We start from the raw sequence: 23841 nt of genomic DNA on the forward strand, positions 1-23841 counted from the left end.
CCCGCCACCCCCGCGCCCGAGGGCGCCGAGCCCCCGCGCGATCAGTACCAGACCATCCTTCGAGACGGCCGCACGCGGGCCACGCTCAGCGGCCGCGCCCGGCGCGACGCCCCGGCGGCATCGGGGCGCTGGCCCCTCGTGGTGATCTCGCACGGCTATCCCGGTAACCGCCACCTGCTGTCGCATCTGGCCGAGGCGCTGGCCTCGCGTGGGTATCTCGTTGCCGCGGCCGATCACCCGGCCAGCACCTATGACGATCAGGGCCCCTTCGGCGCGACCCTGTACCATCGCCCGCTGGACCAACGCTTCCTGCTGGCCGAGCTGTCGCGCCATCCCTTGGCCAACCCCGACCGCGCGGCGATCATCGGCTATTCGATGGGCGGCTTTGGGGCGCTGGTCACGGCCGGCGCCGGCCTCGTCGCGGGCATGGTCAACCATGACTACGCCCCACCCGGCGGGATCCTCGCCGAGCATCTGGCCTCGGCCCTGCCGCCCCCGCCCGCCAATCTGCGGGCAGTGATCGGCATCGGTCCCTGGGGAAACGCGCATGGCCTGTGGTCCACGCGGGCGCTTGGATCGATCGCCGTGCCGGTGATGATCATGGCGGGCAATCGCGACGAGGTGTCGGGCTATGCCGGCATGCGGGCGATTGCCGAGATGGCGGGCGGCACGCTGCTGACCTTCCTCGAAGCCGGGCACAATGCCGCCGGGCCGATCCCGGCCCCGGTGGAAAGCCACGCCCATTCCGAGGTGCTCGGCTGGGCCCCGTTCCGCCACTACGCCGACCCGGTCTGGGACAACGTGCGCATGAACGCCATCGCCCAGCATTTCGCGGCGGCTTTCCTCGACCGGCATCTCAAGGGCCAGACCGAGCGCGAGGCGTTCCTCGACCCGGCCACCGCGCTTGACGAGGCTCGGGGCTTCGGGCCGGGACTGGCCTCGGGGTTGAAGCTGGAGTGCTGGCGCCAGCCGTGAGGGCGGCGCCACGCGACGGAAACGGTCAGTTCAGGCGATCTGTTCCATCCGCTCCTTGTCCATCGCGCCCGGCACGATGGTCACCGGCACCGGCAAGGTGCCCGAGTTGCGCGACATCTGCGTCACCAGCGGGCCGGGGCCCGAACGGTCCGAGCCGGCGCCCAGAACCAGAACGCCGATCTTCGGGTCTTCCTCGATCAGGCCGAGGATCTCGTCCGCGGGTTGCCCCTCGCGGATCACCAGATCCGGCTGGATCCCGTGCTTGTCGCGCATCCACTTGGCGAAGACCTCGAAATGGGCCTCGATCCGTTCCCGCGCCTCTTCGCGCATCAGGTCGGCCACGCCGATCCAGTGCTGGAACTCCTCGGGCGGGATCACCGAGAGGATGGTCACGCCGCCGCCGGTATGGGCGGCCCTCAGCGCCGCGAAGCGGATCGCGTTGAGGCATTCGCGGCTGTCGTCCAGCACGACGAGAAACTTGCGCATTCAAAACTCCGGTAAGGTCGCGCCATATTGGCCGATGCCCGGCAGGCTGTCCAGCGGGCGCCCGAGGCCTCGCGATCAGTCCGCGAAGCCGGGCGTCGGGATTTTCACCGGCCCGCCGCAATGCTTGCAATGCACCGCATCCGGGTCGTGGCGGTTGAGCCCGCATTCCGGGCAATCGTAGCGCACCTTGGTGGGCTGGAACAGCGCCCGGGCAAAGTTCACGAACAGCGCCACGCCGATCACCATCACCGCGACCGAGAACAGCTTGCCGCCGGTCGAGGGCAGGGTGATGTCGCCATAACCCGTCGTCGTCAGCGAGGCGACGGTGAAATACAGCGCATCGACATAGGCGGCGACGCCGGTATGGGCCTCGAAGAACAGGGCGAAGGCCAGCGAGGTCGTGACGAACAGGAACACCAGCAGGTTCATGCCCGCGATGATCTGATCCTCGAACTGCCGGAACAGCTTGATGTCGCGCCGCAAATCCGTGAGCAGATGGTAGGAATGCAGCAGCCTGAGCCCGCGCAAGATGCGCAGAAAGGCGATGTCCTCGGTCACGAAGGGCGCGATGAACAGCGACGCCAGCACCACGATGTCGGCGATCGTGTAGATCCGGCGCAGCATCTGCATCCGGTTGCGCGCGATCCACAGGCGGGCGGCGAAATCGGCCGCGATCACCACCGTCAGGAGGGCGTTCACCAAAGTGATCAGGCCTGTCGACGGCAGCGCCGCCGACAGGATGAAGTAGACGATCGAGGCGGCGTCAAACACGATCAGGGCATAGCGGAAGCGCTTGGCCCGCGCGCCATGCCCCTCATAGATCTGGCGGATCCCGCGTTTGAGCAGCCCCTCGCTCACGAGGCGCTAGCCGCCCAATCCCAGTACAGCGCGCGCGTGCGGCGCGTCACCGGGCCGATCTGGTAGTTCACGTCGTCGAAGGCGGTGACCGGCGTGACCTTGGACATGTTGCCCGACAAGAAGACCTCGTCCGCGTCGCGGAAATCATCGACCGTCAGCACCGCCTCGTGGACCTTCACACCATCGGCGCGCAGGTTCTCGATATGGCGGGCACGGGTGATGCCCGACAGGAAGGTGCCGTTGGCGATGGGGGTGAAGACCTCGCCATCCTTGACCATGAAGGCGTTGGCCGTGGCCGATTCCGCCACATTGCCCTGACTGTCGCAGACCAGCGCGTTGCCGAAGCCCTTGGCATTGGCCTCGGCCAGCATGCGGGCGTTGTTCGGATAAAGGCAGCCGGCCTTCGCATTGGTCACCGCCACGTCCAGCGTCGGACGGCGGAAGCGCGTGGTGGTCAGCGTGGTCGCGGCATCCTCGGGCGCCATCGGGATGTCTTCGAGGCACAGTGCGAAGCCGGTCTCACCGTAAGCCGGCATCACGCCCGAGGGGCCGCCGTGGATCGACCAGTACATCGGGCGGATATAGACGGCCTCGGCAAAGCCTTCGAGGCCCTCGCGGGTGATCTCCAGCATCTGCTCCAACGTCATCGACGGCTTGATCATCAGCGCCTCGGCCGAGCGGTTGACCCGCGCGAGGTGACGATCCAGATCCGGTGTCAGCCCGTCAAAGAAGCGGGCGCCGTCGAACACGGTGGTGCCCAGCCACGAGCCGTGATCGGCCGCCTTCATCACGGGGATATCGCCCTCGTGCCAGCGTCCTTCGAACCAGGTGCGGATGCGCGAACCTACGGCCATGTGCCTCTCCTTCTCAAGCTGCGCGAGTTAAACACCCTGCGCCGCGCGAGGTCCAGAGCCCGGCCCTATGAACGGCCGCCCCCTCACCTTGTTCCAAATACTCACCTTCTGGAGCGCCCGCCCCGTCAGGCCCGCGGTCAGAGGTTGAACACCCGGCTCGGGTGCAATTCGCCGCCCAGATAGGTGCCGACGGCGAGGGGTTTGCCCTCAAAGCTGGCCCAGGCGGTTTCCCCCGGCGCGGCCTTCGACGACAGCACCCGGCCCGGGTTGCCGTTCTTCAGCCGCACGGCCCCATCGGGCGCGGCGGGCAGTTCGGGCAGGTCGGCCAGCGCGATTTCCAGCGGTTGCAAGAAGGCGTCCAGCTCGGGCGTGCGGGCCAGCTCGTCGATCTGCGCAAGGCCCAAGCCTCCCTCGGCCCGGAACGGCCCCGACCATTCGCGCCGCAGCCACTCGACATGACCCAGACAACCCAGCGCTTGCCCCAGATCCCGCGCGATGGAACGGACGTAGCCACCCTTGCCGCAGATCATCTCCAGCTCGACGGTGTCGGCATCGGGACGGCGCAGCAGTTCCAGCTTCTCGACATGCAGGGGACGCGCCACGAGGTCCATGGCCTCGCCGCTGCGGGCGATGTCATAGGCGCGCTCGCCCTCGACCTTCACCGCCGAGAACTGCGGCGGCACCTGCTGGATATCGCCGCGGAAGCCTTCCAGAGCGGCCTCGATCTCGGCATCCGTGGGGCGGGTGTCGCGGGTGTCGATCACCTTGCCCTCGGCGTCGTCGGTATCCGTCGCTGCGCCGAGCCGGACCATGAAACGATAGCATTTGCGCGCGTCGGTGACGAAGGGCACGGTCTTGGTGGCCTCGCCCAGCGCGATGGCCAGAACGCCGGTCGCCGCGGGATCGAGCGTGCCGGCATGGCCTGCCTTCTTCGCATCGAACGCCCAGCGCACCTTGCCGACCACCGAGGTCGAGGTCACGCCGGCGGGCTTGTCCACCACCAGCCAGCCGGAAATCGGGCGTCCCTTGGTCTTGCGTGCCATCGTCTTCCCCTTCGTCCGGCCCTTTGGCGTACAGGCGCGGCGGAATAGCGGCTTGCGCTGCGTCCCGCAAGCCCCTGCCCCGCCGCCGCCCCGGATGAAGGGTTTATTCCGCGCCCGGACGGCAGGCCGCGGCCTCGCCCAAGGCGCAACCGCGGTCCAGAAGCGCCAGCACCAGCGGCGCGTCTGCCGGGAAGCCGCCCTGCGTCTGGAGGGCCTCGGCCTGCATCAGGCAGCCCCAGCCTTCCTCGCCGTCGCAGGCCTCGGCCATCAGCGTCATGGCCCGCGCCGGGTCCTGCGGCACGCCCTTGCCGTCACGATAGGCCTCGGCGAGGTTCGCGCAGCCCAGCGCCGAGCCCCCCTCGCAGGCCATGCCGTAGAACATCGCCGCGACGGATGCGTCGACCGCCACGCCCTCACCCTGCGCATAGGAAACCCCGAGGTCGCTGCACGCCTGCACTTCACCCATCGCACAGGCTTGACGGAACAGCCCGGTGGCCTCCTCGGCCGTGCCGTCAGCCCAGCCGGAGACGATCCCGTTCCCGAGGTTGGCACAGCCCAAGGGATCGCCCCCGTCGCAGGCCTGCCGATAGAGGGCCTGCGCGCGCGCCGTGTCCTGCGCGACGTTGTCGCCGTATTCGTACTCGACCCCGAGGTTGATGCAGGCACCCATGTCCTCGGCAGCGCAGGCGGCCTCGTACAGGCTCAGCGCGCGGGGGATCTCGTCTGCGGCACCCTGCGTGATCATCAGCAGGGCGAGGTTGCTGCAGGCCGCCATGGCCCCCGGCTGGTCGTTCATGGCGCAGCCCTCTTCATAGAGGACGCGCGCGGCATCGGCGTCGGCATAGATCCCGCCGGCCCCACCCTCGGTCAGGGCCCCGAGGCGCAGACGCGCCATGGCGGGCAGGCTGTCCCGCAGACCTTCGAACAGGGTCGCTGCGCGCGGGTCGTCGATATCTGCGGCCAGCAGCGCGTTCGCCAATTGCAGGCGCAGGTAGGGATCCGCAGGAGTAGCCGCGAGTTCGGAGTTGCAGGCCTCGATCGCGGCGGCCGGGTCGAGGACATAGGCCACACCGCCCGCCCCCGGCACCCGCGGCGCCGAGGGGTAGCCGGCCAAGCGGTCGCAATCCGAGGGCGCACTGTCTGCGAGGGCGGGAAGAGGGGCAAGGGCAAGCACGAGGGCGAGGGTCAGGCGTTGAGGCTTCATGTCCGGATGCTCCGCAAAAGGGGTGAATGCAATGAAGTCGGGCGACATGCGCCATCGGTTCATTCGCAAAGTCCCGCGGTCAGGCGTCAACTGTCGGAAGTGACAGGGTTAACCTCAGCCTTGCTGCCCCGATTATGGGCAATTGCGGGGTCAGGACATGCAGAGAGGGACGAAAGGGATTGCCCGATCTGGTCAATCCAGCTTTGATCACGGCCGTGTGTTCCTTGCCATTTTGGAGGCAGTCTTGCGCCTATCTCTTCTTGCCTTGCTTTCAGCAGCACTTTTCTCTTCTCCGACTTTCGCCCAATCCCCGACCTCGACAGCCCTGCGCGTCGTACCAGAAGTAGTCTCGCCGAATACGGCACTTGAGCTTCATGCCATCGTCAGTTCGCCGGACGATGCCCCTACCGGCTCCGTGGTGTTCCGACGCGGCGCTCGAGAGATCGGCCGCGCAGAGCTGACCGCGTCCGAATATCCATTCGGGCAGTTGAGTGTCGGCGGCGGGCATGTCTGCTCCATCGACGCCGGAGGTCAGGTCTTTTGCTGGGGCCGAAACAACTGGGGCCAACTTGGCAATGCGGGATAACTGAGACATCGATACCGACCGCCGTTATTGGGCTCCCTGAACCCGCGATACAAGTCTCCGCGGGACAGTTCCATACTTGCGCCCTCGTCATAAGTGGTGGTGTGTGGTGCTGGGGGGACGGTTCATTCGGGGAACTTGGTATCGGACCACGCCCCCGTCATTCCATTATTCCACGGCAAGTGAGAAATCTGCCAGCTCCGGTCAGTCGAGTGTCTGCCGGGGACGGGACAACATGCGCCGTGACGACCGAAGGCGCTGCTCTCTGCTGGGGATACAACGGTTCCGGTCAAGTAGGCGATGGGACGCGACGAACCCGCCGTCTCCCTACGCCAGTCGCTGGCTTGGACTCCAATGTTGCCGATATCTCTACAAACGGCTGGCATAGCTGCGCCCTACTGAACACCACGCAAGTCATGTGTTGGGGAAGCAATATCTCGGGCGAACTAGGCCTCGGCCACAATCGAGATCAAACTCGTCCACGATTGGTGGCGGGTGATCATCACGCGATTGCCATTTCAGTTGGCTCAGATCACACCTGTTTAATCGACGAAAACACTCTCGCCCATTGCTGGGGCAGTGGTGTTTTCGGCGAACTGGGCATTGGTTCTTTCCGCAGTCACAACGTCCCGGTACAACTTCCTGACCTCTCAGGGATCTCACAGATTGATCTGGGACAGTCTCACTCGTGCGCCTTGCTGATCGACGGAGAACTTCGCTGTTGGGGGCTCAACGACGAAGGTCAGCTAGGGAACGGATCGACCCGAGAGCGCAACCAGCCAGTCAGAGTTCGCATTGCTGTCCGTGACCAGCCGCTCGCTATCAGCGCCGGTGCTTCGGGCACCTGCGCGGTCGTCAACAATGGGCAGGTCCGTTGCTGGGGTTGGAATTTCTACGGCCAGATCGGAAACGGGACCGACGGTAGGCGCGTTCTCAGGCCGACCCGCGTGTCGGGCGGACGCGTCAGCTGGACAGGGATCCGTGCGCTCGCCGCGCTGCCGGTGCCTGAGGGGTTCGATGAAGGCCTGATCCGGCTCCGTGCCGTTTATGAAGGCAGCCCGGGATACGCACGCTCCCGCTCGCCCATCACCGAACTTCAGGTCGAGTAACCGCGCAACTCACCTCGGCGGGCTGCGCCCTTAACGCAGCCCGTCGGCCATGTCACAGGCCTCGGGGTCGCCGAGCCAGCAGGCGTGATCCAGCGCGGCGATGGCTTCAGGCAGATTGACCTCGACGCCCCGCCCTTCGGACAGGATGTCGCCCAGCGTCACGCAGGCATAGGGATCGCTGCCCGCGCAGCCCAGCCGGAACAGCCGCACCGCCTCGACCATGTCGGGCTGCACCCCAAGACCCGAGCGATAGATCTCACCGAGATACGAGCATCCCTGCGGCTCGCCCCCGTCGCAGGCCTGCCGGTACAGCGCCTGCGCGCGGGCGGGATCGTGGGTGACACCGTCGCCCAACTCCAAGCGATAGCCGAACTGGCTGCAGGCGAGCAGATCGCCCCCCTCGCAGCCCGCCTCGAACAGCGTGACGATCTGACGGGAGATCTCGTCGAAATCCCCTTCGGCATGCAGGTCGGTCTGGAACGCCTGTTGCAGACAGGCCGTCCCCCAGCCCGAACGGCAGAGGTTGTCCAGCAGAGCAAAGCCCCCGGCCTCATCCGCCGGACCGCCGCGCCCCTCGATCTTCATCACCGCCAGCCGGGTGCAACCGGGCGCCGCGACCCGATCGGGCCAGGCATCACAGGCGGCCGTGTAAAAGTCCCGCGCCTGCCGGTCCCCGGTGGGCAAGGCGCCCTGCCCCGTCTCATAGAGCCGCCCCAACTCGGCCGAGGCGAGGGCCGGCATCTCCTCCATCGCCCCGCGCAGCAAGCCCACCGCCCGACCATCGGCCGGATCGGCCGCCAGCCGCGCACGGGCCAGCAAGACCGCAAACCACGGATCGTCGGGATGGGCCGTGCGCTCGGCCAGACAGGCGGTGACGGCGGCCTCGGGCTGCGAGATGGCGTAGACCCCCGCCGCGCCCTCGACCCGAGGGATCAGCCGATAGCCCGCCAACTGGTCGCACGCGGTTTCCTGTGCCAAGGCCGAGCTTGCCGGCATCATCAAGGCCATCGCGACCAGGGCTTTTCGCATATCCATTCGTCCCGCCAATGTCCCCTGCGGGACCTTTGGCGGAACGCTAACACGCAGGCCACGACGGCAAAACGACAAACACGCCTCAGCGCGCGCGCATCAGCATTCCGAACAGGTCGCGCGGATCGTCGGGATCGGCGATCACATCCAGCATGGCGGCGCCGGGCTGGACCTGATCATGGAGCCAGTTCAGCGCGGTGAAATCCTCGATGGCGAAACCCACACCGTCGAACAGCGTAACCTGTGCGGCGTCCTTGCGACCCTCGGCCTGCCCGGTCAGCACCTGCCAGATCTCCTGCACCTTGTAGTCCTCGCCGACCTGCTGGATCTCGCCCTCGATGCGGGTCTGAGGCTCGTATTCCACGAAGGTTGCGGCCCGGTTCAGGATTGCCGGCGCCAGCTCCGTCTTGCCCGGGCAATCGCCGCCGATCGCGTTGATATGCACGCCCGCGCCGATCATGTTGTCATGCAGCACGGTCGCCAGCTTCTTGTCGGCGGTGCAGGTGGTGATGACATGCGCCCCCTCGCAGGCCGCCTCGGCGCTGTCGCATTCGACGATGGTCAGGCCCCTGCCCGCAAGGTTCTTCGCACATTTCGCCGTCGCCGCGCGGTCGGTGTCGAACAGCCGCACCGTGTCGATGCCGCAGACCGCCTTCAGCGCCAGCGCCTGGAACTCGGCCTGCGCGCCGTTGCCGATCAGCGCCAGCACATGCGCGCCCTTGGGGGCCAGCGTCTTCGTCGCCAAAGCCGAGGTCGCCGCCGTGCGCAGGGCGGTCAGCATGGTCATCTCGGCGAACATCAAGGGATAACCCGTCGCCACCTCGGAGAGTACGCCGAAGGCGGTGACCGTCTGCAAGCCCGCGCGGGTGTTGCCGGGATGGCCGTTCACATATTTGAAGGCATAGCGCTGGCCGTCCGAGGTCGGCATCAGCTCGATCACCCCGATCTCGGAATGCGAGGCGACGCGCGGGGTCTTGTCGAAGACCGGCCAGCGGCGGAAATCGGCCTCGATCCGGTCAGTCAGGTCCTTGAGGGCCTCTTCCAGACCGATGCGGTGGATGATCGCCATCATCTCGGCGACCGAGACGAAGGGCACCAGAGCCTGGGCCGAGGGTTGGGGAAGGTCACGCATCATGCTTGCCCCCGAAAGGCGCGCGTGGGCCGGTCGAAGACCTTCTTGCCCATCAACGAGGCCACCAGATCCACCATTAGATGCGCGGTGCGCCCGCGCTCATCGAGGAACGGGTTCAGCTCCACAAGGTCCAGCGAGGTGACGAGTTCGCTCTCATGCAGCATCTCCATCACCAGATGCGCCTCGCGGAAGGTGGCGCCGCCCGGCACGGTCGTGCCCACGGCGGGCGCGACGGCGGGGGCGAGGAAATCCACGTCGAGCGACACATGCAGCATGCCGGTCGCTTCCTCGACAGCCTCAAGGAACTCGCGCAGGGGCGCCACGACGCCGCGCTCATCGAGAACGCGCATGTCGTTGATGGCGATCTCATGGTCCAGAAGCGCCGCATGCTCAGCCGGATCGACCGAGCGGATGCCGAAGAGGCAGATATTCTGCGGCGGCACGGGGTTCGGGAAGGGCGGGAAGGCGGGAAACTCGCGACCGGCCAGATAGGCGACCGGGGTGCCGTGCAGATTGCCCGATTCCGTGGTCAGCGGCGTGTGGAAATCGCTATGGGCATCGAGCCACAGCACGAAGAGCGGACGCCCCGCCTTCTTCGCCGCCGCCGCAACCCCGGCGACCGAGCCCAGAGCCAGCGAATGGTCGCCGCCGAGGAAGATCGGCATGCCCTGATCCATCGCCGCCTCGCCCGCCTCGGCCAGCGCCGCGGTCCAGCCCAGCGTCTCGGGCAGGTGATGGACGGCGGGGTTGGCGACCGTGGCCTCGACCGGATCGCAGGTCGCATCGCCCAGATCGCTCACCCGATGCCCCAGCGATTCCAAGGCATTGGCCAGCCCGGCGGTGCGATAGGCGGCCGGGCCCATGAGGCAACCGGGGCGGCGCTGGCCGGAATCGACCGGCGCACCGATCAGAAGGCAATGGGTCTGCGGCATCGGGGGCTCCTTTCCTGTTCGCGCCTGAGTGTAGCGCAGCCGCATGACGTTACCACTTGACGCCTTGCCCGTTTCGGGCAGTTGATTGCGCAAAACGCACAGAGTGGATTGCCGAAACGCCATGCTCGACGAGACCGACCTCCGCCTCATCGCCGCCCTCAAGCGCGACGGCCGCGCCGGGCTGGCGCAGCTGGCGCAGGATCTCGACCTCAGCCGCAATACCGTGCGCGCGCGGCTGAACCGGCTGACGGAGACGGGCGAGATCCAGGGCTTCACCGCCCTCACCCGCGCCGATCTGGCGGAGAGCCCGGTGCGCGCGCTGATGATGGTGGCGATCGAGGGGACCGGCACCGACCGCGCCGTGGGCCGCATGCTGACCCTCCCCGCGGTGCAGGCCGTGCATTCGACGACCGGCCGCTGGGACGTGATCGTGGAGCTGGCAACGGACAGCCTGACGCATCTCGACGACACGCTCGCCCGCATCCGCCGCCTCGATGCCGTCACCCAATCCGAGACGCATCTGCTAATGTCGACCCGCCGGGCCAGCGGCTGACCGCGCCCCTCTCACCTTGTTGCAAATACTCAAAAAAAACGCGCACCCGAAGGCGCGCGTTCTCCATTTCCGGAGCCGGAGCGGTTACTGCGGCCAGACCTTCGCGACCATGGTCAGCACGTCATATTGTGCGACCGTCTCGCCGTCCTGCTTGGTCACCCGGCAATCCCAACGCACCTCGCCATGCTCGGCGTTTTCGCGCGGGTTGATCTCCTTGCAGGTCAGCCGCACGCCCAGCACGTCACCGGGATTGACCGGCGTCAAGAAGCGCAGATTGTCGACGCCATAGTTCGCCAGAACCGGACCGGGATCGGGCTGCACGAACAGGCCCGCGGCGAAGCTGACGATCAGGTAGCCATGCGCCACCCGGCCGTCGAAGAACGGGTTCGCCTTCGCGGCTTCCTCGTCCATATGGGCGTAGAAGGTGTCGCCGGTGAAATTGGCGAAATGCTCGATATCCGCCAGCGTCACTTCGCGCGTGGCGGTCACCACCTGATCGCCGACCTTCAGCTCGGCCAACGATTTGCGGAACGGGTGGATGTCGTCACGGGTCGGCGCGCCGTCGATCCAGCGGCCGGTGACGGCGGACAGCAGCTTCGGCGTTCCTTGGACGGCGGTGCGCTGCATGAAGTGCTTCACGCCGCGGATGCCGCCCATCTCCTCGCCACCGCCCGCACGGCCGGGACCGCCGTGCACGAGGTTCGGCAGCGGAGCGCCATGGCCGGTCGAGGATTTGGCCGAGGCGCGGTTGCCCAGCAGGATGCGCCCGTGGAAGGGGGCCATGCCGATGACGGCGGCTTCGGCGACCTCGGGGGAATCAGTGAAGACCGACGCCGCCAGCGAGCCCTTGCCACGCTGGGTCAGCGCCACGGCTTCCTCGAGATCGTCGTAGGGCATGAGCGTCGAGACCGGGCCGAAGGCCTCGACGTCATGCACCGCTGAGGCGCTGCCCGGCTTGTCGCAATACAGAACCACCGGATTCAGGAAGGCGCCCGCCTCGGCATCGCCCGAGGTCACGCGGACCTCGTCCGGGTTGCCGATGACGAGCTCGCCATCCGCCTGCAGGTCGCGGATCCGCGCGCGGACCTCGTCGCGCTGCGCCATCGAGGCAAGCGCCCCCATGCGGGTCGCCTCGTCACCGGGCAGGCCGACGCCCATCTTCGCCAGCGCCGCCGACAGCGCCTCGGTCACCGCCTGCACTTGCGCGCGGGGCACCATGACGCGGCGGATGGCGGTGCATTTCTGCCCGGCCTTCACCGTCATCTCGCGCACCACCTCCTTGACGAAGAGGTCGAATTCCGGCGTCCCGGCGACCGCATCTGGCCCGAGGATCGAGGAATTGAGGCTGTCCGCCTCCATCGTGAAGCGCACCGAATTCTCGACGATGGCAGGCGACTGGCGCAGCATCCGCCCAGTGTTGGCCGAGCCCGTGAAGGTCACCACGTCCTGCCCGGTCACATGGTCCAGAAGGTCGCCCGTTGAGCCCGAGATCAGCTGCAGCGTGCCCTCGGGCAGGATGCCGCTTTCGATGATCCGGCGCACCACCAGTTCGGTCAGATAGGCGGTCTGCGAGGCGGGCTTGATGATCGCGGGCATGCCGGCCAGCAGCGTGGGCGAGAGCTTCTCCAGCATCCCCCAGACCGGGAAGTTGAAGGCGTTGATATGCACCGCGACCCCCTGCAGCGGCGACAGGATATGCTGCGCGCTGAACGAGCCGTCCTTGGACAGCGCCTCGACATTACCCTCGACCAGCGTGCGGGAGTTGGGCAGCTCGCGCCGGCCCTGACCCGAGTAGCTGAACAGCGTGTGGAAGCCGCCCTCGATATCGACCATGCCATCGCGCGGGGTGGCGCCGGTGGCCAAGGACAGAGCGTGGAATTCGTCCTTCTGCGCGGTCAGGGCCTTGCCCAGCGCCTTCAGCATCTCGGCGCGCTGGTGGAAGGTCATCGCGCGCAAGGCCTTGCCCGAGCGGCGGCCATAGTCCAGCGCCTCGGCCATATCGATCCCGGAGGCGTCGATCATCGCCACCGGTGCACCGGTGCCGGCGTCCTTCAGAAGCTGGCCGTCCCGCGACCCGGCCTTCCATTCACCGCAGATGTAGCTTTTCAGCCGATTGGGGGTCTGATCCGTCATCGCGAATCCTTTCAGAGAGAGAGGTCGGCCAGGGTGGCGGCGACGGCAGCCTCCCATTCGGCCTTGAGGTCGGCATTGGGGCGGTGGCGCAGGCCCAACCGCTTCAGCCGCTCGAAACGGGACGAGGCTTCGGAGCCGAAGCCCGTGGCAACCCGCGGCCGCCAATAGGCGAGCGAGGCCTCGGCACGGGCGCGGCCCTCCTCGGTGCCGGCGATCTGGGCGAGGCCCTCGATCCCCAGCTCGGAATGGCGGGCCTCGACGGGCGCGATGGCGCGGAACACCTCGGCCAGCGGCTGGTACGAGACCTGCCCCAACTCGGCCAGCTGCACCTTGGCGGCGAGGCCCTGCAGCACGTTCATCACCACGGCATCGACCCAACCCTGCAACGGGTAGTGGAAGACCGAGAGGCGCATGTCCCCCTCCTGCCGCGTCGCGCCGATATCGGCGTCGCGGGGCAGGCGGGCGGCCCAGGGGTGGACGTCCTCGTAGCGTTCGGTATCGACGCCGAAATCGCCCATGATCGCCAGCACGCGCTGGGCATGGTCGGCCTTCTCCAGCGTGATGCGGGCGGCGGCGATGCGGCTGCGGATGCCGGGCGCGTCGTTGATCGTGTCGGCAAAGCCCGCCGAGGCCGCCAATTCGCTGTCGACGAAGCTGGCCATGAGGCGCATCAGCTCGCCCCGGTAGCGCGCCGGCACATTGCCCGGCGAGGTCAGCTTGCCGCCATGGGCGAGGTAGTCGTCGATGGACATCTCGTCGGTCATGGGTCTCTCCTCCCCCCGAAGAACTTGGCCCCGAATGGCCTTATTGGTCGTAGCTCACGACGACCTTGTCGCTGAGCGGGTAGCATTGGCAGGTCAGCACATAGCCCTGCCGCACCTCGTAATCCTCGAGCGCGTGGTTGGTCATCATCTCGACCTCGCCCTCCAGCACCTTGGCCCGGCAGGTCGAGCAGACCCCGGCCTTGCAAGCGTAAGGCGCATCGAGATTGGCGCCGAGCGCCGCGTCGAGCAGGCTCTCGCCGGATTTCGGCATGCGGAAGGTCCGGGTCGCGCCATCCAGCGTCACGGTCGCCTCGCAGGCCTCGCCGCCATCAGCCACGGTGCTCGCGGCCTTCTTCTTGGCGCGGCCCGGCTGGCCCGAAGCGAAGAGCTCGAACTTGATCTGATCGTCCTTCAAGCCGTGCTGGCGCAGGCTCTCGGCGATGGTCAGCATCATCGGCTCAGGCCCGCAGATGAAGGCGGTCGAAACCGAGGCCGGATCGACCCAATGCGTGAAAAGGGCAGACATTTTCTCGGCATCGACGCGGCCGGTGAACAGGTCGATTTCCTGACCTTCCGCTTCCAGAACATGCACCACGGACAGGCGGCCAAGGTAGGAATTCTTCAAGTCCTCGAGTTCCTCGCGGAACATGATCGAGTTGATCTGACGGTTGGCATAGACCAGCGTGAAGCGGCTTTTCGGCTCGCGCTTCAGGACGGTCTTCAGGATCGACAGCACCGGGGTGATGCCCGATCCGCCGGCGAACCCGAGGTAATGCTTGCCCGTCCCGGCATCGAGCGCGGTGTGAAAATTGCCCATCGGCGGCATGGCTTCCAGCGTCTCGCCGGGCGCGAGGTTCTCGTTCGCCCAAGTCGAGAAAGCGCCGCCATCGACGCGCTTGATGCCGACCTTCAGCAGCCCCTCATCGAGCCCGGCGCAGATCGAATAGGACCGGCGCAGTTCCTCGCCGTCGAATTCGCGGCGGAAGGTCAGGTACTGACCTTGGATGAAGGCGAAGCGCTCGGCATCCTCGGGGCGCGGGCGCAGGGTGACGACGACGGCGTCACGGGTGTCTTTCTTCACGTCGACGACGTCGAGGGGCAGGAAACGGGCCATGGCCTCACCTCAGATGCATTTGAAATAGTCGAAAGGTTCCAGGCAGTCGCGGCAACGATACGCCGCCTTGCAGGGGGTCGAGCCGAACTGGCTGACCTTTTCCGTATGGGTCGAGCCGCAGCGCGGGCATGCCACCGCCAGATTGGACGCCCCGGTCAGGCGGCTGATCCGCCCGGCCAGAACGCCATCGGCGGCGGTACCGTCGATCGGTGGCGCGATGCCGTAGGCCTTCAGCGCCTCGCGGGCCTCAGGCTTGATCCAGTCGGTGGTCCAGGGCGGCGTCAGTTGCCGCTCAAGCCGCAGGTCGCTGACGCCTTCTTCGCGCAGCTTCTTGTCGATTTCGAAATTGATCACGCTGGTGGCGGGGCAGCCCGAATAGGTGGGCGTGACCGTCACGACCAGCGTCTCGCCAGCATAGGCGACATCCCGGATGATCCCGAGGTCGGTGAGGGAAATCACCGGGATCTCGGGGTCCGGCACCTCGCCGAGCCAGGACCAGACCTGTTCCAGCGCCGGTTTCATTTTACCAACGGGCGTCCGGATAGGCGCGCTGCAGCCATTGCATCTGGGTCAGCAGGTGCCCCATATGCTCGCTGTGGCGCCCCTGCTTCCCGCCTTTATGGGCGAAGTTGCTCTCAGGGCGCTTCAGCGTGGCCTCGGCCAGCACCGCGTTGATCGTCTCGTCATAGGCCGGACGCAGGCTTTCGGGCGCGGGCATGATGCCGGCCTCGGCCAGACGGGTGTCGACGGCATCGGCGATGAAGGCCTCGCCGGTATAGCCCCAGAGCGCGTCCAGCGCGGATTGCATCCGGTTGTGGCTCTCCTCAGTCCCGTCGCCGAGACGGATCACCAGATCCGCCGAGCGTTCGATATGGTAGGCGACTTCCTTGCCGGCCTTCTGGGCGATCTCGGCCACGCGGGCGTCCGAGGAACCCTCCAGCGCCTTGAGCATCGGCGCATGCCAGGCGTCGAACAGGAACTGGCGCATCAGCGTGGTGCCGAAATCGCCGTTCGGGCGCTCAACCAGCAGCAGGTTGTGAAAGTCCCAGCCGTCGCGGCGGAAGGCCAGCGCGTCGGCATCCCGACCCCGCCCCTCGACCTCGCCCGCCAGACCCAGCCAGAGCTGCGTCTGCCCGATCAGATCGAGCGCCATGTTGGCCAGCGCGATATCCTCTTCCAACACCGGCGCGTGCCCGCACCATTCCGAGACGCGGTGGCCCAGAATCAACGTGGTATCGCCAAGCCTTGTGAGGCCGGTGAAAAGGTCGTGCTCGGGCGAGCCCGCCTCCAGCGGCGCGCGCCCCTCGCCCTTGGACGAGGCCGCCAGCGCGGCCGCATCCGGGGTCATGACGTCAGACAATGACGGGGCCATCACATATGCCCCACTTCATCGGGAATGTCGTAAAAGGTCGGGTGACGGTAGACCTTGGCATTCGCCGGCTCGAACAGCGGACCCTTCTCGGACGGCGCCGAGGCGGTGATCTGCGCAGACGGCACCACCCAGATCGACACGCCCTCATTCCGGCGCGTGTAGACGTCGCGGGCATGGCGAATCGCCAGTTCGGCATCCGGCGCGTGCAGGCTGCCGACATGACGGTGGTTGAGGCCATGCTGACCCCGGATAAAGACTTCCCAAAGCGGCCATTCGCTGGACATGGCTAGAGCCCTTTCACTTTGCTTGAAATACGCCGGGGGTGCGGGGGCAGCGCCCCCGCGTTCCGCCGGATGGTCCTGTCGTTCGACTTATTCCGCGGCGATCCGGCCGGCGTTGCGACGCGCCTCGGCCTTCTTCGCATGGCCCATCAGCCCGTCGCGGAACCACGCGCCGTCGCGCCAGGCCTTCTGGCGCGCCTCGATGCGGTCGGTGTTGCAGGGGCCGTTTCCCTTAAGCACTTCGTAGAATTCCGACCAGTCGGGTTCCGAGAAATCCCAGCCCTGCTTGTCTTCGTTCCATTTGAGGTTCTCGTCGGGGATCGTGAGCCCGAGGAACTTCGCCTGCGGCACCGTCTGGTCGACGAATTTCTGCCGCAGCTCGTCATTGGTGTTGATCTTGATCCGCCAGGCCATCGACTGGGTCGAGTGGACCGAGTCCTTGTCGGACGGGCCGAACATCATCAGCGAGGGATACCAGAAGCGGTTCAGTGCATCCTGCGCCATCGCCTTCTGCTCCGCCGTGCCCTCGGCCATCTTGCGGATCAGGTCGTAGCCCTGACGTTGGTGGAAGCTCTCTTCCTTGCAGATGCGGATCATCGCGCGGGAATAGGGCCCGAACGAGGTCCGCTGCAGCGGCACCTGGTTCATGATCGCCGCGCCATCGACCAGCCAGCCCACGGCGCCGATATCGGCCCAGGTCAGCGTCGGATAGTTGAAGATCGACGAGTATTTCATCCGGCCCGACAGCAGCTGCTCGGTCAGGTCGTCGCGGGTCACGCCCAGCGTTTCGGCGGCGCAATAGAGGTACAGACCGTGCCCGGCCTCATCCTGCACCTTGGCCAGCAGGATCGCCTTGCGCTCCAAGGTGGGGGCGCGGGTAATCCAGTTGCCCTCGGGCAGCTGGCCAACGATCTCGGAATGCGCGTGCTGGCCGATCTGGCGGATCAGCGTCTTGCGATAGCCCTCGGGCATCCAATCCTTGGGCTCGATCCGCTCGCCCGCGTCGATGCGGGCCTGAAAGGCGGCCAGCATCTCGGGGTCTTCGTTCGTCGCTTCGGACTTCACCATCTGTGCGTACATGACAATCGTCTCCCGTCTCAGACCGTGTTGAAGGTTCTCAGATACGTTCCATGACCAGGGCGATGCCCTGACCCACGCCGACACACATCGTGCACAGCGCATAGCGCCCGCCCGAGCGTTGCAGCTGCCACATCGCAGTGCCGACAAGGCGTGCGCCGGACATGCCCAGCGGGTGGCCGATGGCAATCGCGCCGCCTTGGGGGTTGACGCGCGGATCGGCGTCTTCGATCCCCAGATCGCGCAGAACCGCGACGCCCTGGGCTGCGAAGGCCTCATTCAATTCGATCACATCCATCTGGTCGAGGCTGAGGCCAGTGCGGGCCATCAACTTCTTCACCGCCGGCACCGGACCCACGCCCATCACGCGGGGTTCGACGCCCGCGGCGGCCATGCCGATGATGCGGGCGCGCGGCGTCAGGCCATGCGCCTTGGCGGCGGCTTCCGAGGCGATGATCGTTGCGGCAGCGCCGTCATTCACGCCCGAGGCATTGCCCGCCGTCACCGTCAGATCCGCCCCATTCACGCCGCGCAGCTTCGCCAGCTGTTCCGGCGTCACGTCCGGACGGGGATGTTCGTCGGTGTCGACGACCTTGGGATCGCCCTTGCGCTGCGGGATCACCACCGAAGCGATCTCGTCGGCAAACAGACCCGCCTCATGCGCGCGGGCCCAGGCCTGCTGTGAGCGGATCGCGAAAGCGTCCTGATCGGCGCGGCTGATGCCCCAGTCGGCAGCGACATTGTCGGCGGTCTGCGGCATCGAATGGGTGCCATAGGCCTTGTCCAGCGCCTTATTGACGAAGCGCCAGCCGATGGTGGTGTCATAGACCGCATTGGCGCGCGAGAAGGCGCTTTCGGCCTTCGGCATCACGAAGGGCGCACGCGACATGCTTTCCACGCCACCCGCCAGCATGATGTCGGCGTCGCCAGCGCGGATCGCACGGGCGGCCTGCCCCACGGCATCCATGCCCGAGCCGCAGAGGCGGTTGATGGTGGTGCCCGGCACGTTGACCGGCAGGCCCGCCAGCAGCACGGCCATGCGCGCCACGTTGCGGTTGTCTTCGCCCGCCTGGTTGGCGCAGCCGTAGATGACGTCGTCGATGGCAGACCAATCCATATCCGGATGGCGCTCCATCAGCGCCTTCAGGGGCGCTGCGGCCAGATCGTCCGCGCGGACCGAGGACAGAGCCCCGCCGTACCGCCCAATAGGCGTGCGCACCGCATCGCAGATGAAAGCTTCGGACATCAGCTCCTCCCTAATTCGCTGACCGCTCGGTCATGGTATAGGGGCTGACGTGTCACAAATCAACGAATATCTCGCCCATCTTTGTGACATATCAGCCCATGCGCCGGACTTCATCCGGAAGTCCTTGCGCGGGTTCGGTTTTCTCGTGTTGGCCTGTCGTCGGGCGCGGCGTCGGAGCCGCTGCGAGCAGCCCCTCCGCCCCTTCGAAACGGGCGGCGATATGCGAATCGGCCAGCGGCGCCAGCGCGTCGTAAAGGCGGTGGAACAGCGCGCGCGCGGCATGGCCGGGCCAGTCTGCAGGCAGCGCCTCGGGCGGCAATCGGGGGTCGTGGAGCAAGGCTTGGCGCCACGCGTGCACCAGAAGCAAGCGCGCCGCGAGTGCTTCGGCCCCGCTGTCCGGCCCCTGCCCTTCCAGCGGGGCGAAATGCGCGATCAGGGTCTCATAGGCGCTCGCGTGCCGGGCCAGATCCCAGCTTTGCGCGGCGAAGTCCGGCAAGAGCGGCAAGGCGCCCGCCGGCTCGGCCTCGAAGGCGAGCAGGCCCTTCGGCACCGCGCCGCGCGCCGGGCCGACCGCCAGATTGGCGCGCAACCGGGCATAGCCCTGTCGCTCCAACTGAGTCATCCGCGCCTCGGCCCCGTCGTCCGGCAGATGCAGGAAGCGCCAGCGGAACGGCTCGGGCGGGCCGTAGATCAGCCGCGAGGCCCCATCGAACTCGGCCCCCGCGGCCTCGGTCAGGCGGTAGAAACTGCGCCGCCCGCGCCGCCACCCCTCAAGCTGCCCCGCCGCCACCAGACGCGAGACGGCAGTGCGCACCAGCGTTTCCGAGATGCCGACCATGCCGCAGGTCTCGATGATGGTACCGATCCAGACCTCGCCCCCCCGCGGCACCACGGCATCGCCGTAGAGCGTGACGATGAACCCCGCCGCGCGCAGCGGCAGGGCCTCGGCAATGGCCGTGACGGCCGCGCCAAAGGAGGGAGAGTTGGTCATGGTACCTCCGGTCGGGGACCATCCTGCCACGACGGGCGCGGCATGGCGAGTGGCAGGGCACGGGCCACGGGGTCAGAGCGCGTGCTTGACCATCGCCTCGTAGGCCGGCATCGCGGCCTCGGCCAGACGGGCGTAATCGCCCTCCAACGCAGGCAGCGGCCCCTCGGCGGCGTCGAAGCCGGTCGAGCCATGCACCGCGTGATACCAGACAGGCGCCCAGACCCCGTCATAGGCCTTGGGGCCCGCCTGCCAATGCAACATGCGCTCGGTGAAGGGAATCTCCAGCGCGGCACAGAGGGCGCGCAACTGCTCCTCCGGTCGGGCGCGAATGGTGTTGGAATCGACCACCGGCGGCGCCTTGCCCGTGGCCTGCGCCACCCGGTCGAACAGCTCGACCTGCTGGGTGAAGCCGATATCGGCCAAGACCGGCGCCTCGCGTTTCTTGACATAGGAGGCGACGACGCGGGCCGGATGGCGGATCAGGAAGGCATGGCGGCAGCTGTCCATCCAGCCCAGCGGCATCTGTGGCAGCATGTGCTGGGTCATGTGCTTTTGGTACCAGATCGGCTGGTCGGTATCGGCCTGAAGATCCTGCCCCACCTGCGCCGGATCTTGCGGCTGGCTCGCCATGACCTCGGCCCGCATCGGATGCTCGAGCCCCGTCTCGGCGAGATAGGCGGCATAGAAGGGCTCGTCCGTGACCGTGCAATCGCCCCTCGCGGCGAAGGCATACATCATCGCCGTGGACAGGTTGCGCGGACCGGACCACATGGCCACTCGGATCGTCATCGGGCTTTCTCCGGGATCTCAGCGATCGGCCAGCTTGCGCAGGGCCGACGGCAGGGTAATGGCGTGATCGAACACGCCATTGCGCAGGAATTCAAGCACTTCCGCCATGGCGACCGGGTTCATCATGATCAAGGTGTGCGAGGCATTGATGATGATATGGTCGGTCATCCCCCCGACCCGCGTGCTGTCGACCGAGACCGTCCCGTCCGAGCGTCCGGCGATCATCGCCGCGCCGATCGGGTTGATCGGCACATCCCCCGCGACGACGCCCAGTTCGAAATCCACCGGCGGCAGGGTATCGACGAAACTGTCGGACCCGGTGCCCAGCTGGGTGGTGGCGGGGCCGTTCAGAAAGGTTGCGACCTCGTTGAGGAAGTCGTTCTGGCGGATCGCATCGACGATCTCCGAGCCATGGTTCGGCGGCGCCAGCATCACCACGCGGCCCAGATTGGCCGGATGCCCCTGCGCCAGCCAGGCCCGGACCAGAATGCCACCCAAAGAATGGGTGACGAAATGCATCCGCTCCTCGCCGCATTGCGCGGCCGACCGCCCGACATAGCCCACGAGATCGGCGATGGGCGCGGTATCCGAGGGATAGGTCTCATTGACGGTGCGGTAGCCGTGGTAATTGAGCACCTCCTGCAGCACCAGCATCGAGGCCTCGGACCGCGCGAGCCCATGCAGGAGCACGACGCAATCGGCGCGGGCCTTGAGCGGCAGGGTCAGGAACAGGGCAAGAAGAAGAACACGCATGGGGCGACTATAGGCCTCGTCACCGGCTTGCAGAAGCGCGAGAATGCGGGCGGACGGAAGAAGGGCGGACACGATGGCGCGAGGCGGAGCAGTGCGGTTGGCGGTACGGGCGGTGATCCTGCGCGAGGGCCGGCTCCTTCTGGTCAACGCCTACCCGGGCCAGCAAAGCGACCTGTGGTGCGCGCCGGGCGGCGGGGTCGAGCGTCATGCCTCGCTCCCCGACAATCTGATCCGCGAGGTGCATGAGGAAACCGGCATCGCCATCCGCGTCGGCGCCCCCTGCTTGGTCAACGAGTTCCACGCGCCGGACAGCGGTTTCCATCAGGTCGACCTCTATTTCCGCGCGACGGTGCTGGCGATGCCCAAGGGCGCGTGGCTGGATACCGAGGGCGTGGTGAACCGCCAGCGCTGGGTCACGCGCGCGGAACTGGCCGGGCTGCGCGTCAAGCCCGACAGCCTGAGCGACGTGGCCTTCGGCGGTGAGCGGATCAGCTACGACCCGCTCGAATTGCTCGTCCGCTGAGCCGCACGGCCAAGGTCAGGCCACCAAAGGGGGCTGTCTGCCCCCTCTGGACACCCCCGAGGATATTTGGAGAGTAAAGATGAATGCGGCCGGAACGGCGCACGCAATGACCTGAAGCCTGCGCATCTTTACTCCGAAAATATCCCGGGGGGTGAATTTGCGCAGCAAAGAGGGGGGCAGCGCCCCCCCTTCCTCCGGTCGCCCGAAGAGCCCGCGCGTCAGCGCGGCGGATGAGGGAGAAACCCCTTCCGCTTATTCCTGCGCGGCCAGCCAATGCTCGGCATCCAGCGCCGCCATGCAGCCCATGCCCGCCGAGGTCACCGCTTGCCGATAGGTATGGTCGGTCAGGTCACCCGCCGCGAAGACACCCTCGATCGAGGTGCGGGTCGAACCCGGCTCGACCCAGACGTAATTGCCCGAATGCAGCTGCAGCTGGTCCTTCACCAGCTCCGAGGCCGGCGCATGGCCGATGGCGACGAAGAAGCCCTCACAGGGGATCACCGTCTCGGCGCCGGTCTTTACGTTACGCACCTTGGCGCCAGTCACGCCGAGCGGCATGTCGGTGCCCTGCACCTCGACAATCTCGCTGTCCCAGACGACCTCGACCTTCGGATGCTTGAACAGCCGCTCCTGCATGATCTTCTCGGCCCGCAGGCTGTCGCGGCGATGGACCAGCGTCACCTTGGACGCGAAGTTCGTCAGGAACAGCGCCTCTTCCACAGCGGTATTGCCGCCGCCGACCACGACGATCTCCTTGCCACGATAGAAGAAGCCGTCGCAGGTCGCGCAAGCCGAGACGCCGAAGCCCTGAAACTTCTGCTCGCTCTCCAGCCCCAGCCATTTCGCCTGCGCCCCGGTGGCGAGGATCACCGCATCGGCAGTGTAGACGGTGCCGCTGTCGCCCGTCGCGGTGAAGGGCCGCTTCGACAGATCCAGCGTCAGGATGATGTCGGTGATGATCTCGGCACCCATCTCGCGCGCATGGCCCTCCATCCGCGCCATCAGGTCCGGCCCCATGACCGAGGCATCGCCCGGCCAGTTCTCGACATCGGTGGTGATCGTCAGCTGACCGCCGGGTTGCATGCCCTGCACCAGAACCGGCTCCAGCATGGCGCGCGAGGCATAGACGGCCGCGGTATAGCCCGCCGGGCCGGAGCCGATGATCAGAAGACGGGTATTCTTGGGATCGGACATTCTGGGCTCCATACGTATTCCGCTTTGCGCATCTAATCGTGATGGCGCCGCGTGCAAGGGGGCGAGGGCCAGCCTCGGGTCGAGTGCTCCTACCGTTTTGACACGAGTCTGCGCAAGCCGGACAGGACCGCCAGCGCCGTTCAGCCCCCGAAACGCGGAATCGCAAAGGATATTGCCCAACCAGGAAAGATTATTGCGCATGAGAGCGATCACGCCTACATAAGCGCAAAGCCAAACGGAGACCTGCCGCCATGCCGGGCGCGAAACTCGATCCCATCGACCGCATGATCCTTGCCGAATTGCAGGCCGACGGGCGCATGACCAATGTGGAACTGGCCAAGCGCGTCGGCATTTCCGCGCCGCCCTGCCTGCGCCGCGTCCGCACGCTGGAAGAAGCCGGCTACATCCGCGGCTACCACGCCCGCGTCGACGTGCGCGAGTTGGGCTTCGAAGTCCAGGTCTTCGCCATGGTCCGCCTGCACCGCCAAAACGAAGCCGATCTGCGCGCCTTCGAGCAACGCTGCCAGGCCTGGTCGCTGGTCCGCGAATGCCACATGCTCAACGGCGAGATCGACTTTATCCTGAAATGCGTCGCGCCCGACCTCTCCAGCTTCCAGAACTTCCTGACCGAGCATCTGCTCGCCGCCGAGAATGTCGCCAGCGTGAAGACCTCGCTGGTCATCCGCGGCGCCAAGGACGAGCCCGGCGTCCCCTTCGACGTCCTCGAACAACGCTACAACGCCGAAGCCTGACCCTGACCCGTTCAGACAAACAGAGCCGCGCGCCCCACCGGGCCCGCGGCTCTTTGCATCTTCGTTCCACAAATATCCCGGGGGTGAGCCGAAG

At 66.8% G+C, this 23841-nt stretch carries 26 protein-coding genes; 6 read left to right on the plus strand and 20 right to left on the minus strand.

What is annotated here, in order from left to right:
- A partial coding sequence (locus BCY78_RS19955; protein ID WP_068305364.1) for an alpha/beta fold hydrolase occupies positions 1–975 on the plus strand: 975 nt, incomplete at its 5' end.
- A 30-nt stretch (positions 976–1005) separates the two neighbouring features.
- Here the strand turns inward: BCY78_RS19955 and BCY78_RS19960 are convergent.
- The 5 genes from BCY78_RS19960 to BCY78_RS19980 all read right to left on the minus strand — a co-directional run bounded on the left by BCY78_RS19960 (position 1006) and on the right by BCY78_RS19980 (position 5420).
- Entirely contained in the window at positions 1006–1461 is a 456-nt protein-coding gene (locus BCY78_RS19960) for a universal stress protein (RefSeq protein WP_068305365.1), read from the minus strand.
- Between the two features lie 75 nt (positions 1462–1536).
- Entirely contained in the window at positions 1537–2319 is a 783-nt protein-coding gene (locus BCY78_RS19965; protein ID WP_233499452.1) for a potassium channel family protein, read from the minus strand.
- A complete protein-coding gene (locus tag BCY78_RS19970) occupies positions 2316–3173 on the minus strand; it encodes a branched-chain amino acid aminotransferase (RefSeq protein ID WP_068305367.1) in 858 nt (285 codons plus the stop codon). The genes BCY78_RS19965 and BCY78_RS19970 overlap by 4 nt, the downstream gene beginning before the upstream one ends.
- 137 nt (positions 3174–3310) lie before the next feature.
- Complete coding sequence (gene truB / locus BCY78_RS19975) at positions 3311–4216, minus strand: tRNA pseudouridine(55) synthase TruB (RefSeq protein WP_068305369.1); 906 nt, start codon at positions 4214–4216, stop codon at positions 3311–3313.
- Between the two features lie 103 nt (positions 4217–4319).
- Positions 4320–5420 (minus strand): tetratricopeptide repeat protein, encoded by a 1101-nt coding sequence (locus BCY78_RS19980; RefSeq protein ID WP_158515969.1) that lies wholly within the window; start codon positions 5418–5420, stop codon positions 4320–4322.
- Between the two features lie 157 nt (positions 5421–5577).
- Between BCY78_RS19980 and BCY78_RS24815 the strand changes: the two genes are divergently transcribed.
- Together BCY78_RS24815 and BCY78_RS24820 are read left to right on the plus strand one after the other, a co-directional pair.
- Positions 5578–6006, plus strand: coding sequence for an RCC1 domain-containing protein (locus BCY78_RS24815; RefSeq protein ID WP_083195192.1), 429 nt, complete (start codon positions 5578–5580; stop codon positions 6004–6006).
- Entirely contained in the window at positions 5961–7112 is a 1152-nt protein-coding gene (locus BCY78_RS24820) for a hypothetical protein (protein WP_083195193.1), read from the plus strand. Before BCY78_RS24815 ends, BCY78_RS24820 begins: the two co-directional genes overlap by 46 nt.
- Before the next feature lie 30 nt (positions 7113–7142).
- On the opposite strand, the gene BCY78_RS19985 is transcribed toward BCY78_RS24820, so the two are convergent.
- From BCY78_RS19985 to rocF, 3 genes are all read right to left on the minus strand, one after another.
- Positions 7143–8141 carry a tetratricopeptide repeat protein gene (locus tag BCY78_RS19985; protein WP_158515971.1) on the minus strand — a complete coding sequence of 333 codons (999 nt, stop codon included), beginning with the start codon at positions 8139–8141 and terminating at the stop codon, positions 7143–7145.
- 85 nt (positions 8142–8226) lie between these two features.
- Positions 8227–9273 carry an ornithine cyclodeaminase gene (locus tag BCY78_RS19990; protein ID WP_068305467.1) on the minus strand — a complete coding sequence of 349 codons (1047 nt, stop codon included), beginning with the start codon at positions 9271–9273 and terminating at the stop codon, positions 8227–8229.
- A complete protein-coding gene (gene rocF / locus BCY78_RS19995; protein WP_068305374.1) occupies positions 9273–10205 on the minus strand; it encodes an arginase in 933 nt (310 codons plus the stop codon). The genes BCY78_RS19990 and rocF overlap by 1 nt, the downstream gene beginning before the upstream one ends.
- A gap of 121 nt (positions 10206–10326) precedes the next feature.
- Between rocF and BCY78_RS20000 the strand changes: the two genes are divergently transcribed.
- Positions 10327–10758 carry an Lrp/AsnC family transcriptional regulator gene (locus BCY78_RS20000; RefSeq protein WP_068305376.1) on the plus strand — a complete coding sequence of 144 codons (432 nt, stop codon included), beginning with the start codon at positions 10327–10329 and terminating at the stop codon, positions 10756–10758.
- Between the two features lie 84 nt (positions 10759–10842).
- Here the strand turns inward: BCY78_RS20000 and paaZ are convergent, their stop codons facing one another.
- From paaZ to BCY78_RS20055, 11 genes are all read right to left on the minus strand, one after another.
- On the minus strand, positions 10843–12891 hold the full coding sequence (gene paaZ / locus BCY78_RS20005; RefSeq protein WP_068305377.1) for a phenylacetic acid degradation bifunctional protein PaaZ: 2049 nt from the start codon (positions 12889–12891) through the stop codon (positions 10843–10845).
- 11 nt (positions 12892–12902) lie between these two features.
- Entirely contained in the window at positions 12903–13655 is a 753-nt protein-coding gene (locus tag BCY78_RS20010; protein WP_068305378.1) for a Phenylacetic acid catabolic protein, read from the minus strand.
- Positions 13656–13695: 40 nt separating this feature from the next.
- On the minus strand, positions 13696–14769 hold the full coding sequence (locus BCY78_RS20015; RefSeq protein ID WP_068305380.1) for a 2Fe-2S iron-sulfur cluster-binding protein: 1074 nt from the start codon (positions 14767–14769) through the stop codon (positions 13696–13698).
- Between the two features lie 9 nt (positions 14770–14778).
- Positions 14779–15291, minus strand: coding sequence for a 1,2-phenylacetyl-CoA epoxidase subunit PaaD (paaD, locus tag BCY78_RS20020; RefSeq protein WP_068305382.1), 513 nt, complete (start codon positions 15289–15291; stop codon positions 14779–14781).
- 1 nt (position 15292) lies between these two features.
- Positions 15293–16141, minus strand: coding sequence for a 1,2-phenylacetyl-CoA epoxidase subunit PaaC (gene paaC, locus BCY78_RS20025; RefSeq protein ID WP_083195194.1), 849 nt, complete (start codon positions 16139–16141; stop codon positions 15293–15295).
- On the minus strand, positions 16141–16425 hold the full coding sequence (gene paaB, locus BCY78_RS20030; RefSeq protein WP_068305384.1) for a 1,2-phenylacetyl-CoA epoxidase subunit PaaB: 285 nt from the start codon (positions 16423–16425) through the stop codon (positions 16141–16143). The genes paaC and paaB overlap by 1 nt, the downstream gene beginning before the upstream one ends.
- Before the next feature lie 87 nt (positions 16426–16512).
- On the minus strand, positions 16513–17502 hold the full coding sequence (gene paaA, locus BCY78_RS20035) for a 1,2-phenylacetyl-CoA epoxidase subunit PaaA (protein WP_068305387.1): 990 nt from the start codon (positions 17500–17502) through the stop codon (positions 16513–16515).
- Positions 17503–17539: 37 nt separating this feature from the next.
- Positions 17540–18745 (minus strand): 3-oxoadipyl-CoA thiolase, encoded by a 1206-nt coding sequence (gene pcaF, locus BCY78_RS20040; RefSeq protein WP_068305389.1) that lies wholly within the window; start codon positions 18743–18745, stop codon positions 17540–17542.
- A 91-nt stretch (positions 18746–18836) separates the two neighbouring features.
- On the minus strand, positions 18837–19736 hold the full coding sequence (locus BCY78_RS20045; protein WP_068305391.1) for a PaaX family transcriptional regulator C-terminal domain-containing protein: 900 nt from the start codon (positions 19734–19736) through the stop codon (positions 18837–18839).
- A gap of 72 nt (positions 19737–19808) precedes the next feature.
- Positions 19809–20525, minus strand: a complete 717-nt coding sequence (locus tag BCY78_RS20050; protein WP_233499454.1) for an HAD family hydrolase — start codon at positions 20523–20525, stop codon at positions 19809–19811.
- Positions 20526–20543: 18 nt separating this feature from the next.
- Positions 20544–21278 carry an acetyltransferase gene (locus tag BCY78_RS20055; protein WP_068305393.1) on the minus strand — a complete coding sequence of 245 codons (735 nt, stop codon included), beginning with the start codon at positions 21276–21278 and terminating at the stop codon, positions 20544–20546.
- Positions 21279–21351: 73 nt separating this feature from the next.
- Here BCY78_RS20055 and BCY78_RS20060 point away from each other — a divergent pair, with 73 nt between their 5' ends.
- On the plus strand, positions 21352–21801 hold the full coding sequence (locus BCY78_RS20060; protein ID WP_083195195.1) for an NUDIX domain-containing protein: 450 nt from the start codon (positions 21352–21354) through the stop codon (positions 21799–21801).
- A gap of 252 nt (positions 21802–22053) precedes the next feature.
- On the opposite strand, the gene trxB is transcribed toward BCY78_RS20060, so the two are convergent.
- On the minus strand, positions 22054–22995 hold the full coding sequence (gene trxB / locus BCY78_RS20065) for a thioredoxin-disulfide reductase (protein WP_068305398.1): 942 nt from the start codon (positions 22993–22995) through the stop codon (positions 22054–22056).
- A gap of 251 nt (positions 22996–23246) precedes the next feature.
- Between trxB and BCY78_RS20070 the strand changes: the two genes are divergently transcribed.
- On the plus strand, positions 23247–23747 hold the full coding sequence (locus BCY78_RS20070) for an Lrp/AsnC family transcriptional regulator (protein WP_068305402.1): 501 nt from the start codon (positions 23247–23249) through the stop codon (positions 23745–23747).
- The last annotated feature ends 94 nt before the right edge of the window (positions 23748–23841 follow it).

The organism is Pararhodobacter sp. CCB-MM2 (assembly GCF_001691415.1).
Taxonomy (GTDB): domain Bacteria; phylum Pseudomonadota; class Alphaproteobacteria; order Rhodobacterales; family Rhodobacteraceae; genus Pararhodobacter.